At 48.7% G+C, this 10,633-nt stretch carries 13 protein-coding genes; 8 read left to right on the top strand and 5 right to left on the bottom strand.

Translation table 11 applies throughout. The annotated features are described in order from the left end of the window. Window positions 1-86 precede the first annotated feature (86 nt). Window positions 87-563 (bottom strand): hypothetical protein, encoded by a 477-nt coding sequence (locus LQ229_RS26465; RefSeq protein ID WP_230193363.1) that lies wholly within the window; start codon window positions 561-563, stop codon window positions 87-89. A gap of 100 nt (window positions 564-663) precedes the next feature. Here LQ229_RS26465 and LQ229_RS26460 point away from each other — a divergent pair, with 100 nt between their 5' ends. Next, window positions 664-903 (top strand): hypothetical protein, encoded by a 240-nt coding sequence (locus LQ229_RS26460; protein ID WP_216540871.1) that lies wholly within the window; start codon window positions 664-666, stop codon window positions 901-903. 163 nt (window positions 904-1,066) lie between these two features. Then, entirely contained in the window at window positions 1,067-1,732 is a 666-nt protein-coding gene (locus tag LQ229_RS26455; RefSeq protein ID WP_230193362.1) for a BlaI/MecI/CopY family transcriptional regulator, read from the top strand. 257 nt (window positions 1,733-1,989) lie between these two features. Here LQ229_RS26455 and LQ229_RS26450 read toward each other — a convergent pair whose 3' ends face one another. After that, window positions 1,990-2,307, bottom strand: coding sequence for a hypothetical protein (locus tag LQ229_RS26450; RefSeq protein WP_230193361.1), 318 nt, complete (start codon window positions 2,305-2,307; stop codon window positions 1,990-1,992). A gap of 423 nt (window positions 2,308-2,730) precedes the next feature. On the opposite strand from LQ229_RS26450, the gene LQ229_RS26445 reads away from it, so the two are divergent. Together LQ229_RS26445 and LQ229_RS26440 are read left to right on the top strand one after the other, a co-directional pair. Then, on the top strand, window positions 2,731-3,216 hold the full coding sequence (locus tag LQ229_RS26445; protein ID WP_230193360.1) for a GNAT family protein: 486 nt from the start codon (window positions 2,731-2,733) through the stop codon (window positions 3,214-3,216). A 130-nt stretch (window positions 3,217-3,346) separates the two neighbouring features. After that, a complete protein-coding gene (locus LQ229_RS26440) occupies window positions 3,347-3,706 on the top strand; it encodes a cytochrome c (RefSeq protein WP_216540875.1) in 360 nt (119 codons plus the stop codon). A 131-nt stretch (window positions 3,707-3,837) separates the two neighbouring features. Here LQ229_RS26440 and LQ229_RS26435 read toward each other — a convergent pair whose 3' ends face one another. Continuing rightward, a complete protein-coding gene (locus LQ229_RS26435; RefSeq protein ID WP_216540876.1) occupies window positions 3,838-4,131 on the bottom strand; it encodes a hypothetical protein in 294 nt (97 codons plus the stop codon). Window positions 4,132-4,344: 213 nt separating this feature from the next. Between LQ229_RS26435 and motA the strand changes: the two genes are divergently transcribed. After that, window positions 4,345-5,145 (top strand): flagellar motor stator protein MotA, encoded by an 801-nt coding sequence (gene motA, locus LQ229_RS26430; protein ID WP_216540877.1) that lies wholly within the window; start codon window positions 4,345-4,347, stop codon window positions 5,143-5,145. Then, window positions 5,132-5,944 (top strand): flagellar motor protein MotB, encoded by an 813-nt coding sequence (gene motB / locus LQ229_RS26425; RefSeq protein ID WP_216540878.1) that lies wholly within the window; start codon window positions 5,132-5,134, stop codon window positions 5,942-5,944. Before motA ends, motB begins: the two co-directional genes overlap by 14 nt. Before the next feature lie 68 nt (window positions 5,945-6,012). On the opposite strand, the gene rluF is transcribed toward motB, so the two are convergent. Together rluF and LQ229_RS26415 are read right to left on the bottom strand one after the other, a co-directional pair. Beyond that, the gene (gene rluF, locus LQ229_RS26420; RefSeq protein WP_216540879.1) at window positions 6,013-6,714 is read right to left on the bottom strand and encodes a 23S rRNA pseudouridine(2604) synthase RluF; all 702 of its coding nucleotides are present in this window, start codon (window positions 6,712-6,714) and stop codon (window positions 6,013-6,015) included. A 20-nt stretch (window positions 6,715-6,734) separates the two neighbouring features. Next, on the bottom strand, window positions 6,735-9,053 hold the full coding sequence (locus LQ229_RS26415; protein ID WP_216540880.1) for an ATP-binding protein: 2,319 nt from the start codon (window positions 9,051-9,053) through the stop codon (window positions 6,735-6,737). Between the two features lie 364 nt (window positions 9,054-9,417). Between LQ229_RS26415 and tadA the strand changes: the two genes are divergently transcribed. Then, on the top strand, window positions 9,418-9,924 hold the full coding sequence (gene tadA, locus LQ229_RS26410; protein WP_290370080.1) for a tRNA adenosine(34) deaminase TadA: 507 nt from the start codon (window positions 9,418-9,420) through the stop codon (window positions 9,922-9,924). Between the two features lie 15 nt (window positions 9,925-9,939). Continuing rightward, window positions 9,940-10,560, top strand: coding sequence for a GNAT family N-acetyltransferase (locus tag LQ229_RS26405; protein ID WP_230193359.1), 621 nt, complete (start codon window positions 9,940-9,942; stop codon window positions 10,558-10,560). The last annotated feature ends 73 nt before the right edge of the window (window positions 10,561-10,633 follow it).

The raw sequence follows: 10,633 nt of genomic DNA, 5'->3' as shown, positions 1-10,633 counted from the left end.
GTGGTAGACTTCACCTAAAAGGTGCTCCTCTCTTTGGGTGTAGTGTTCTCGACAAACACCATTCTACCAAAGATTTGGGCACTTTTTTATGTTTTCAATGAACGGTACTTTCGAAATTTAGGTTTATTTGAATTAACTATAGCCAATTTGTTGCTTAATACTTTGTTAATTTGAACGAAGGAACCACTTCTATATCCCTCCATTTTAACTGTCAATCTAGTTGTTACATTTTTATAGTCGGTTCTTTCATTGTAAGCTTGAAGGATTAAATTTTCTGCAAGGGTGTTGTCTGATGAAAGGCTATTAGGAGCAGGAGTAACACTTTCTATTATCTCTCCAAATGTTTCTATTAATTCCCCTGTTTCTTTATTAAAAAGTTGAACCTTTGCAGAGTTATCGTCCTCACTTCTTACAACTCTTATGTTTTCTGAAATAGGTACTTCAATATAGTTCACCTTTAACTTTATTGTTTTTACATTGGTTGCTTCTGCCGATACAATAGGAACAGTTAATAAAAGTGAAAAACAAAGTAAAACGGCTAATACTGGTGATAGTTTCCTCACGGATAATCCCTCCAATGGATAATATTGTATTTAATACATTTATTATTTTATGTTATAATGACATAGATGTCAAATATTTCTTTGGAAAGGGATGGTAATAATGGATACTAACGATTTTACTAGTTTTTCAAATGATATTACAAATAGAATTGGAAATGTAGCTGATACTTTATACAATTCTTTACTTCGAGTAGAAGCGGAAATTGGTAGTTTGAAACACACTTTAAAAACGACAAACACCATACTTATGTTGTTTTTAGTGTTAAGTACAATTTACGTTGCATTCAATATATATTGGAAAATTAGAAGTAGTAGTAATAAAAATAAAATTAATGATTAATTCCTGACATTCCTTGGAATAAAATAATCTAACTAGAGAAAAAACAACCCATCGTTGGATTTTGCAATTCCAAATGCTATAATCGGGTCAGACGAAGAACGTCCTTACACTGTTTCAGTGCAAGGGCGTTTTTTTATTTTTTCGCAAGGAGGATGATTCGCGAATGGATTTTGAACAAGCGCACAAGGAGTTTTTGGAACGGCATGTATCCTTGAGGCAAGGGGAGCGAAAAGGTCGGTTGCTTCGGGGACATCAGTATGCCGAGAAATTGTTTCTGCAAAACGTATGGTGGCCGTTGTTCGGAAACTTTGATCGTTTGCATCCGGAGTATGAAATTTACGATTGGAACCGCAAATCGCAGTTTCTCGACTTTGCTTTTATCGCTCCTTTCGGCCGCTTCGGGCTGGAATGCGACGGGTTTCAAAGCCATGTGAAGGATATGGACCGGGAAAGATTCAGCTATGCCCTGAATCGGGATACGTTTCTGACCGGCATGGGATGGAAGATGCTTCACTTCTCCTTTGACAATGTGCAGAGCCGGCCCGAAATTTGCCGCACGCTGCTGCAATTGGCGGTCGCCCCTTACCTCATTCGAAACAAAGCCGTAAGCCCGCCGGTCCTCATCGAAAAAGAAGTGCTCCGGTTGGCGTGGGGCCTGGGAAGATGGATCCGTCCCAAGGACGTATGCGATCATTTGGAGGTCGACTTCCGCACGGCGCGCAAATGGCTGCGTTCATTGGTGGAAAAGGGCTGGCTGCAGCCCATCGCAAGAGGCCGCGATATTCGCTACTACGAGCTAAATGCGACTGCGTTGAAGCAGTTATGGTAGCGGGTTTAGGGGGGGGCATGGGATGCCGGTGGGTGCTGATGAGATCTGGTGAGGGGCTTATGGTGTGAAGATCGGATGCCGATGGGATGCTGATAGAGCGTTGACGGAGGGCCTGTAACGGGCAGGTGCTGGGGGGATTGAGCCACTCTGTTGGATTTTGTCCAATGGAAAATGCCCTCTACCCAGATAAAACGTCCTTCCATTGGATTTTGTACAGCAGAATCCTGAATAGTGTGGGGAAAAGGAGGAAAATGGTGCTAAGCTGTTGGATGTTTTCCAATGGCAATCCGTCCCAACCCCGAAAATCGCAAATTTGCTTGTACATTTTCCAATAGGGAGATCAGGGGGCTAAAATGACGTTCCTTTGCAGGTATAAAACGGCTGACAACAACTGGAGCTGCATTGGGCGCCCCTAAAAACGCCGTTGATCTACTATTGGATTTTGTCCAATGAAAAATGCCCTCTACCCAGATAAAACGTCCTTCCATTGGATTTTGTACAGCAGAATCCTCAATTTTATCGTGAAAAGGAGGTAGATGGGACGAAACTGTTGGATGTTTTCCAATGGAAGCCATCTCAGCACCGAAAATCGTCAATTTGGTTGTACATTTTCCAATAGGGAGGTCATGGGGCGCGAAAAAGATGTTCCAATGGGGAGATCAGGGACAGCGAAAAAAGTCGTCTTGTATAGGTGCAAACCGGCTGAACATCGATCGGCCGTACCTGCTATCGGCTGTACCTTCCAGTCATGCGCCCCTTGTCCTGCGCCCCTTGTCCTCCGAGACTTGCAGACTCGTCGGGAAAGGTGATTTCCCGCGCTTCTATGCTCTAGCGCTTCCGTTTCAACAGCGCTTACGCGTCGCTTAATAAGCAGAAGCGATTTAGACCACAATACAATTGTCAAGGTTTGGCGGCCTCCCGTTGCCGAATTGCCCGGATCGTCCTTTTTCTCATATAATATGAAGTATTAGATCGCAGCAAGTAAGGAGGGCTGTCCGATGAAGAGCGCGCAACCGCATCTGCGAACCGTCCCGCTTCAGGAAACCCATGCGGAAGCCATCTGCAATTGGGTATACGAGCCGCCCTATGACTTGTACGGTTGGCTCCCGTGGCCGCAAATGCAAGCGCTTGGCGTCGAATTCGGCGATCCGGACGTGCGGCGGCAGCAATATGCAGCTGTCGTCGACTCCGCGGGAGAATTGATCGGCTTTGCGCAATTTTTCCCGCTTGTAGGCGTCACGCGTCTTGGAATCGGCATGCGGCCCGATTTATGCGGGCAAGGATTGGGAACACTCTTTATGATGCCGATTATTGCGGAAGCGAAGCGGCGCGCGCCGGAGAATGCCATCGATTTGGAAGTTCACGTCTGGAACGAACGGGCGATTCGCGTCTACGAACGGGTCGGATTTCGCATAACCGATACCTACGAGAAGCGAACGCCGGACGGATACCGCCCTTTTCATTGCATGGTTTTTCAAGGATAGAAGTCACTTATTTTCGTCATTTTCCCAAATGACACAAAATTGTCATTTACCGTTGAAAGACTTAGTGTTACGATGGACTGTAGCTGTGGTAAATTTAAGAAAGCAGAATCTTGCAAAGGAGGCGAACAAGATGTACAAATGGCTGATGGGCGGTTTATTTTTCGCGGCTTGTGCATTAGCTGTCGTGTTGATGTTTACTTTGGAAACCGGCCCAAAAGGCGAGCAGAAACAAGAAGCCGCTATGCCTGAGGTTACGTTGGACGCAGCAGCTGCGGAAACCATTGCCCAAGCGAACTGTATTAGCTGCCATGGGGATTCTTTACAAGGCGGGATCGGGCCCAATTTGCAGAACATCGGTGCCCAACTGGACGAAGAAGCTCTATATAAAATCATTACTAAAGGTAAAGGCAGCATGATGCCTGCCTTTAAGGACAAATTAAAGCAAGAAGAAATCGCTAACTTGGCCAAATGGCTCGCAGAGAAAAAATAAAAAGCGAGCCCGCCGAGCCGATTAGGACGCGAATAAGACCATAAATAGGACGATTCCGAGATTTGCCCCGCCGTTTCCGCGCGGATTACATACGGAAGAATCCTGTCTATGGTCTTATTTCTTGGCGCCGTTTACGTCAGCGGAACGATCGCGGCAATCTGCTCCTTCATTCTTACGACAATCCGATGAAATTTCGAATCGTATGCCACCGCGGCGCTGCCGACTCTGATTAAAGGATCCTCGCCGAGTCCGAAGAAGACGTCGTCCGCGAGCGCCTCCATCACTTCCCGCCGTTCCTCCGGCGCAAGCTGCCCCCATTCCTCCGTCGTCATATCGATAAACAAATGGCCGTCCGGAATTTGCAATACCGCCTCGGTCAAGTCCGCCAAAATGTCCGCATATTCTCTTGCATGTCTTACACCCACCAAGCTCACCCCATCCAAATCGAAGATTAAGTATACATCGATAATGTTGACTATAAACATTATACCTAAAATTTTTGCCTAAAGTTGACGATAAATACTATATTGCAGTTGTTTTTCGGTTTTGGGGACGACTCTTGTCGAACCCCCGCGACGAACCGTTGCAACATTATGGGATGGAAACCATTTTTATTTCTCACGGATGAGGTGTGCATTGTGGAAAAATCAACAATTATCGGTATTGTTTTAGGACTCGCGGCAGTCATTCTAGGAATGATGCTCAAACATGCTCCAGTCGGATCGCTCGTCAATCCCGCCGCTTTTATGATCATTTTCGTGGGGACTGCCGCATCTTTATTTATGGCGTTTCCTTTATCTGAGCTTAAGAAATTTCCTAAATTGCTGAAACTGCTTTTCAGCCAACAGCAATTGATCGACCGCATTCAATTGATTCGCATGTTCATGGATTGGGCTTCGATTACGCGCCGCGAAGGCTTGCTGGCTTTGGAAGCGAGAGTGGAAGAAATCGACGACGAATTTTTGCGCAACGGCATGCGGATGATCATTGACGGGAACGACCAGGATTTCGTGCGCGACGTGCTAATGGAGAATATCTCCGCTACCGAAGAGCGCCATCGCGCGGGTGCGCTTATTTTCTCCCAAGCGGGGATGTACGCCCCTACGCTCGGGGTTCTCGGCGCGGTCATCGGGCTCATCGCCGCCTTGTCGGATATGAGCGATATGACGTCTTTGACCCAAGCGATTGCCGCCGCCTTTGTCGCGACATTGCTCGGTATTTTCACAGGATATGTCTTATGGCACCCGATGGCCAACAAATTAAAGCGTCTCTCCCAGCGTGAGATCGAAATCCGCCTTATGATGGTCGAAGGCCTATTATCCATTCAGTCCGGGGTATCGACGATCGCTATCAATCAAAAGCTCGCCGTCTTCTTGACGCCGCAGGAACGCCAGCGGATGACGGAAAAGGAGGAGGCTTCGATCGGTGAAAAAGAATAAAAAACAGCATCATGAAGAACATGCCGATGAAACTTGGCTCATCCCTTATGCGGATATATTAACGCTGCTGCTCGCCTTGTTTATTGTCATGTATGCGATCAGCGCCGTCGATATCAAGAAGTTCAACGAGCTCAGCCAAGCGTTCAGCGTCGCCTTTAACAGCGGCAGCGGCGTTCTGGATAATAACGCGCTCGTTACGACGGGAACCAGAACGACCAACAAGACGAAAGACAACACGAACAAAACGGATAAAGAAAAAGAACGTCTCTCTCTCATGATGAAAGAGCAAGAAAATTTGGAAAAAGTCAAGAAGAAGCTTGATGAATATATTAAGCAAAACGGCTTATCCTCACAGTTGGAAACGAATCTGAACCAGTCGCAGCTCATGATCACGATCAGCGACACCGCCTTGTTCGATTCCGGGCGCGCGGCGGTGAAGAAGGAAGCGCGGAATTTGGCGGTTGTCATTGCGGACATGCTGCAGCAATTCCCGGATTACGAGATCATCGTTTCCGGCCATACCGATAATCGGCCGATATCAACCCGGGAGTTCGAATCGAATTGGGAACTAAGCTCTTCGCGAGCGCTGCAATTTATGAAAATATTATTGCAAAATACGGATTTGAATCCGAAAATGTTCAGCGCGATCGGATACGGCGAATATCATCCTGTCGCCACGAACGATACGGAAGCGGGCCGAGCCCAGAACCGGCGCGTCGAAGTATCCATTATTCGCAAATATGTCGATGCCGAAAACCAGCAAAGCATTTCGGCCAATCCGGCTAATGGACAACAATAAGATGAAAAAGGGACTTGCTCCGCAGCGAATCGGCCCTTCGGCCGACTCTAGCGGATTAAGTCCCATTCTTACTTCAATCGATAATTCAGCGTTCGCCCCAGCTGTTCTCGTTCTTCCGGCGTAAGATCGCGCCATGCTCCCGAAGCGAGCGGGCCCAGATGGATATTCATGATGCGGATGCGTTTCAGCTTTCGCACTTCATAGCCGAAGGCGCCGCACATCCGGCGAATTTGCCGGTTCTTCCCTTCCGTCAAAATGATGCGAAATTGCCGCTCCGACATCCGGGTCACCTGGCAAGGCTGCGTCATCGCGCCCAATATTTTCACACCGCTCGACATGCCTTGCACGAATTGCGGCGTAATCGGCTTATCCACCGTCACGATATATTCTTTCTCATGCTTGCCTTCTGCGCGTAAAATCAAGTTCACGATATCTCCGTCATTCGTCATCAAGATTAATCCTTCCGAATCTTTATCCAGACGTCCGATCGGGAAGATCCGTTCCGGATGGCCCACGAAGTCAACGATATTGCCGCGGATATGGCGTTCCGTCGTGCTTGTAATGCCTACCGGCTTATGCAAGGCGATATAGACATGCTGCGCTTTATCCGTTAACGCGCGTCCGTCAATCCGGACGTCGTCCCCTTCCTCCGCTTGGCTGCCCAGTTCGGCCGCCTTCCCGTTGATCGTCACTCTCCCCGCTTCGATCAGTTTATCCGCTTCGCGCCGGGAACAATATCCCGTTTCGCTAATAAATTTGTTAATTCGCACGTATTGAGTTCACCCCGATGTCAGACGGTCAAACGACCGCTCCCTGCTTTCTCTTTCAGATTGTCTTCCTTCGCCTCTTCCCGCGCCAACGGCAACGTAATGGTCACGGTCGTGCCTTCGTTCACCACGCTTGTAATTTCCATTGTACCCTTGTGGCTTTGAATGATACGTTGGCTGACCATTAAACCGAGGCCGGTGCCGGTCTCCTTGTCCGTATAGAAAGGTTGGCCCAGCAGCGATATTTTATCTTCCGGAATGCCGTGGCCCTGGTCGATAATCCGAATGCATACTTGGTCCTGATCCACGATCATAAGCTGCAATACGATCGTACCGCCCCCGGGCATCGCTTCGAACGCGTTTTTAAGAATGTTGATAAACACTTGCTTTAAATGATTCTCCTCGCATTCGATGACCGAAGGCGCGAACGTAAAGCGGGTCACGAATTCGATATTGAAGAGATGCGCCTGCGAATCCAAGAGCGATATGACATCTCCCAAAATATAACGCACATCTTTCTTCTGAAATTGCGTCGCTTGCGGTTTGGCCAAGATGAGAAACTCGCTCACGATCAAGTTGATCCGGTCCAATTCGGACAGCATCAAATCGGTATGTTGCAAATTCAACGTTCGGGTCTGCTGTTGAAACTGCAGAAACCCGCGCAATGTGGTAAGCGGATTGCGAATTTCATGCGCAACGCCCGCCGCCAATTGCCCGACTGTCGTCAACTTTTCGGAACGTCGGAGCAGTTCCTCCATTTTTTTGTTGCCTGTAATGTCGCGCGTGATGCTGGCATAAGCCGTGCAATTCCCGTTCTCATCGTATATGGGCGACGTACTGACGCTCACGTCCAGCAGTTGTCCGCTTTTCGTGATTCGTATCGTTTCGTGCGCTACCAAAGGTTTCCCCGATGCGATCCATTTGGCCGCCTGTTCCTCTTCCTCCCGATGGCTGTCCGGAACGATCGCCGGAACGGTTCCGAGCACCTCTTCGGCGCTCCAGCCGAATAACTGTTCGAACGCTTTGTTCGCCCGGATGACCCTGCCTTCCAAATCAACGACATGAATCGCATCCGAGGTTTGATTGATAAACGATTCCAGCTGATCTTTCATCGCCCGGTTCTCCTCGTACGATTGCTGCAGTTGGTTCGTATACCGGCTTAAATTATGCGTCATCGTATTGATGCGCTTGGCCAACAGTCCAAGCTCGTCCTTGCTTTTAATTTTCAACCGGGAGCCGAAATGGCCGTCCGCCACTTCATTCACTTTGTCTAAAATGGCGTGGAGCGGCCGAATAATCATGCCGGACAAAAAATAACTGCCGATAATCGTAATCTCCAGCAAAACGATCGAGATGGCGATATTGTTGATCAATTGCTCGCCCAGCACGGAAGATATCATCTTATAATCCATAACAATGCTGACCAGATAGGACGGATCTTGCGGCACGGGGATGAAGCTCTTAATCACTTGCAAGCCGCCCAGTTTCGTTTGATAGAACACCGCTTCCCCTTGCCTGGCCTTCTCGACGTTGCGGATATCGTATTCGCGGTCGGCATAGGTATATGTCCCGAAAGCGATGGAGCCATTCGCTTTGCCTTCGAAGCTGCGGCCTTCCTCCTGCGCCGAACGCGCTTCTTCGATGAACTGCTCCGGACGAATCCCCGCAATTTCCAAAATATGCGGATTGGCTTCGATCGTTTGTTTGACCGTCTCGTCCATATCCGTTAATTTGGAGAAATCTTCAATCTCTCTGCCTTTAATATATGGATCGATTACATAGTTTCGTTGGCCGTCATAATAAAACCCCCACTTATCCACACTGTTCGAATTGGATTCCGATATTTTGATCGGACCCGACCAGAAATGATCCTGCTCCTGCTCTTCCCCCGCCTCTCCTTGTTTCGTAGCAAACCATGGTTCCAATTCCATCGGGAAATTCCCTTGCGGAGCCGATGCGGCTAAATCGTCCGGGTTTGAAGATCGCCGGACGACGATTCCCCCCGGCCTTGTCTCGAATAACGCGATATGGGAAATTCCTAACGTTTCGCTCAATCGAACCAATTGCTCGTTCGCAATCTTGTTGATATCCGGATCCAATTCTTTTGCCGCGTAGACTGCGGCGAGGCGGAGCTTCTCCTCCAAAATACGCTCGATGTAATCCGCGCCAAAATGCGCTTGCTCGATCGCAATCGCTATTTGTTTGGCGGCCAGCATCATTTTCTCTTCGCTGTCCAGACGCAAATTTTCTTTTGTGGAAAAATAATTCAGCATCATGTTGAAAAACATAATAACTAGCAGTGTACCCGAAATAATAAAAGACAATTTGGCTTTAATAGACAACTAAGATTTCACCTCGTATGAGCAAATACGTTGGGCCGATCTGGTTGACTAACTATTCTAATCATAACCTTTTCGGTCATTTTTGGCAAAGTCCGACAACCTGCGCGGCGTGCCGCCGAATATTTTATTGCCATTCGCCGTGTAATTTTCTACAATAGATTCAGATTATCAACAAGTTGTTAACAGATTTGTGGATTGTTCTGATAACTTGTGCATAAAACTGTGTACAACTAACGTGTTATCCACAGATTTATGCACAGAACGTTAACAAGGAATACGTGTTCGAGGGACAAGGCGAATGTTTATCCACAGATCGAACAACGATTTATTCCTTTTATGCGCTCATTAGGAGGTATTACATATTGTGCAGGACCATGAGCTTGTGAATAACCGCGACAACGACGCGTGGCGGGAACATGAATATTGGATGGAAGCGGCCATTGCCGAAGCGAAGAAAGCCGAGGCGATCGCCGAAGTGCCGATTGGCGCCGTCATCGTGCATGATGGGAAAATCGTCGGCCGCGGGTACAATTTGCGGGAAACGGCTAAGGACGGCACCGCTCATGCCGAGATGATCGCGATCCGCCAAGCCAGCGAGACGCTGCAAGCATGGCGGCTGCTCGATTGCCGCTTGTATGTCACCTTGGAGCCTTGCCCGATGTGCGCGGGAGCGATCGTACAGTCGCGCATCCCTTTGGTCGTCTACGGAACGGCAGACCCGAAAGCGGGCTGCGCGGGAACGTTAATGAATTTGCTGCAAGATTCGCGGTTCAACCATCAAACGGAAGTGATTAGCGGCGTATTGCAGCAAACATGCTCCGCGCTGCTGACCGATTTCTTCCGTCAGCTTCGCCAGAAGAAAAACGAGTAACGGAGGGCTTAACGCATGATGAAAATGTACGATTCGGAACGCAACATATACGTTCGCTCGCTTCGCCCGGACGATGCCCCGGCGCTGACCGAGCTCCGATTGAAAAATCGCGAACATTTGCAACCGTTCGAACCGTTGCGGGACCCGGATTTCTTTACGTTGGAAACGCAAACCCGGCTGTTGGAAAAAGGGGCGAACGACGAGATCAACGACCTCGCTTATACATTCGGCGTCTTTACGGCGGACGATCAACGGCTGGTAGGCAGGTTGGCACTGACGAATGTGGTTCGCGGGCCGGGCCAATACGCCGATTTGGGTTATTTCATCGACCCCGATTTTGGGGGGAAGGGGTACACGACCGCAGCCGTCCGGATGATTGCGAAATATGCGTTTACCGAGCTGCGTCTGCACCGCATTCAAGCCGGAGCCATGCCGCGCAACATCGCTTCCCAGCGCGTCCTTGAAAAAGCGGGGTTCATTGCGGAAGGCATATCGCGCAAGCTCGTGCAAATCAACGGCAAGTGGGAAGATCACCGGATGTACGCCCTATTGGCGGAGGATCTTGATCTTGATTCGCAACGCGCTAGAGTGAAAGGCTGGGCGGGGCCCAGCCCCTCCTCATCAAACCGTACGTGAGGTTTTCCCTCATACGGCTTTCCGATGTTCGTCATCATGAGCATGCAGATTACAAGAGCGTTTTAAGTCCATA

It is taken from the genome of Paenibacillus sp. CECT 9249 (genome assembly GCF_918697855.1).
GTDB lineage: Bacteria > Bacillota > Bacilli > Paenibacillales > Paenibacillaceae > MSJ-34.
This window is presented reverse-complemented; position numbering and strand designations above follow the sequence as displayed.